The organism is Streptomyces sp. SID1328, from assembly GCF_009865595.1.
Taxonomy (GTDB): domain Bacteria; phylum Actinomycetota; class Actinomycetes; order Streptomycetales; family Streptomycetaceae; genus Streptomyces; species Streptomyces griseoluteus.
In genome coordinates, this window is sequence record NZ_WWKH01000647.1 from 1 (window position 1) to 2,305 (window position 2,305).

Below are 2,305 nucleotides of genomic sequence, written 5' to 3' on the forward strand. Positions count from 1 at the left end.
CCGGACGCGGACGCCGCCGACTGCGCGCGGGCCGTCGCCGCCGGGGACCCGGACGCGGCCCGCGTCTGGACCGAGGCGGTGGACGCGCTCGCGGACGGCCTCGTCACCGCGCTCACCCTGCTCGACCCCGGCACACTGATCGTCGGCGGCGGGCTCGCCGAGGCCGGTGACGTGCTGTTCCGGCCGCTCGGCGCGGCGATCGAGCGCCGGATCACCTTCCAGGGCGCGCCCGTCCTCGTCCCGGCCGCGCTCGGCGACGGCGCCGGCTGCCTGGGCGCGGCGCTGCTCGCCCGGGACCTGCTCCAGCACATCCCCCAGACCACGGAGGTAAGCACCTGATGGCCGACAACAGCGCACGCCCGCTGGTGCTCACCGGCGGCACCGTGGTGCTGCCCACCGGCGAGGTGCCCGGCGGGCGGGTCGCCGTCGACGGCCGCCGGATCGCGGAGCGCGCGCCCGAGGGCGCCGACGTGCTCGACGTGACCGGCCACTGGGTGGTCCCCGGCTTCGTGGACCTGCACAACCACGGCGGCGGCGGAGCGGCCTTCTCCGGCGGCGCCGAGGACGCGCTCACCGCCGTCCGCACGCACCGCGAGCACGGCACGACCACGCTGGTCGCCTCCACCGTCACCGAGGACCTGGACGTACTGGCCCGCCAGACCGGGATGCTGGCCGAACTGGCCGAGCAGGGCGACATCGCGGGCGTCCACTTCGAGGGGCCGTTCATCTCCCCGTGCCGCAAGGGCGCGCACTCCGAGGCGCTGCTGCGCGACCCGGACCCGGCCGAGGTCCGCAAGCTGGTCGACGCAGCGCGCGGCCACGCGAAGATGGTCACCCTCGCCACCGAGCTGCCGGGCGGCCTGGACTCCGTACGCCTCCTCGCCGAGCAGGGCGTGATCGCGGCCGTCGGGCACACCGACGCGAGCTACGAGCAGACGGTCGCCGCCGTCGACGCGGGCGCCACCGTCGCCACCCATCTCTTCAACGCGATGCCCCCCATCGGCCACCGCGACCCCGGCCCGATCACCGCGCTGCTGGAGGACGGCCGGGTCACCGTCGAGCTGATCAACGACGGCACCCATCTGCACCCGGCCGCGCTGCAGTTGGCGTTCCACCACGCGGGCGCCGGCCGCGTCGCCTTCATCACCGACGCGATGGACGCGGCGGGCTCCGGCGACGGCCGCTATCTGCTCGGCCCGCTGGAGGTCGAGGTGCGCGACGGCGTGGCCCGGCTGGTGGAGGGCGGCTCGATCGCGGGCTCCACGCTGACCCTGGACCGCGCCTTCCGGCGGGCGGTCACCGTGGACCGCATCCCGGTCACGGACGTGGTCAAGGCGCTGTCGGCCAACCCGGCCCGGCTGCTCGGCATGGCGGACCGGGTCGGCTCGCTGGAGCCCGGCAAGGACGCCGACCTCGTGCTGCTGGACGGCGACTTCGCGCTCAAGGGCGTCATGCGCCGGGGCGAATGGGTGATCACGCCCCAACTGCCCTGATCCGTACCTGGCTTCATCAGACGGCGTCCGTCCCTCAACTGGGCCGGACGCCGTCTCTTTGGCATGATCGGGGCCCCGGAAACCGAGGCGTACGGACCATCGAGGGAGGTCGGACCGGGTGATCCTGACGGTCACGCTGAACACCGCTCTCGACATCACGTACCGCGTGACGTCCTTGCGACCGCACGCCGAGCACCGGGTGTCGGAGGTCGTGGAGCGGCCCGGCGGCAAGGGCGTCAACGTGGCCCGCGTGCTCGCCGCGCTCGGGTACGCGGTGACGGTCACCGGTTTCGCGGGCGGCCCGACCGGCCAGGTGCTGCGCGAGCGGCTCGCAACCGCGCCGGGGATCACCGACGCGCTGGTGCCGGTCACCGGCCCGACCCGCCGCACGGTCGCCGTGGTGGACGAACTCACCGGCGACACCACCCAGTTGAACGAGCCCGGTCCGCACATCGGCGCCGCCGAATGGGCCGCTTTCCTGCGCGCCTACGACACTCTCCTCGCGGACGCCCGGGCGGTCGCCCTCTGCGGCAGCCTGCCACCGGGCGTGCCGGTGGGCGCATACGCGGGGCTGATACGGGTGGCCCGGTCGGCCGGGGTGCCGGTGCTGCTGGACACCGGCGGGGAGCCGCTGCGGCGCGGGATCGCCGCCCGGCCCGACATCGTCAAGCCCAACGCGGCGGAACTGGCCGAACTCACCGGCTCCCACGAGCCGGCCCGCGCCACCCGCGACGCCCGCCGCCGGGGCGCCCGGTCGGTGGTCGCCTCCCTGGGCCCGGACGGTCTGCTGGCCGCGACCCCCGAGGGCCACT

Annotated in this window: 3 protein-coding genes; all 3 read left to right on the forward strand. The window is 75.4% G+C overall.

The window, feature by feature from the left end:
* On the forward strand, positions 1-339 hold a 339-nt coding region (locus GT030_RS20960; RefSeq protein WP_161202419.1), incomplete at its 5' end, for an ROK family protein.
* On the forward strand, positions 339-1,493 hold the full coding sequence (nagA, locus tag GT030_RS20965) for an N-acetylglucosamine-6-phosphate deacetylase (protein ID WP_202460366.1): 1,155 nt from the start codon (positions 339-341) through the stop codon (positions 1,491-1,493). The genes GT030_RS20960 and nagA, both read left to right, overlap by 1 nt.
* 118 nt (positions 1,494-1,611) lie before the next feature.
* Positions 1,612-2,305 (forward strand): hexose kinase (locus tag GT030_RS20970; RefSeq protein WP_161202420.1); only part of this gene is annotated, 694 nt, incomplete at its 3' end.

Bases quoted from the DNA above. Each gene is read 5' to 3' on its own strand.
- nagA (WP_202460366.1), top strand. From the start codon at position 339: ATGGCCGACAACAGCGCACGCCCGCTGGTGCTCACCGGCGGCACCGTG.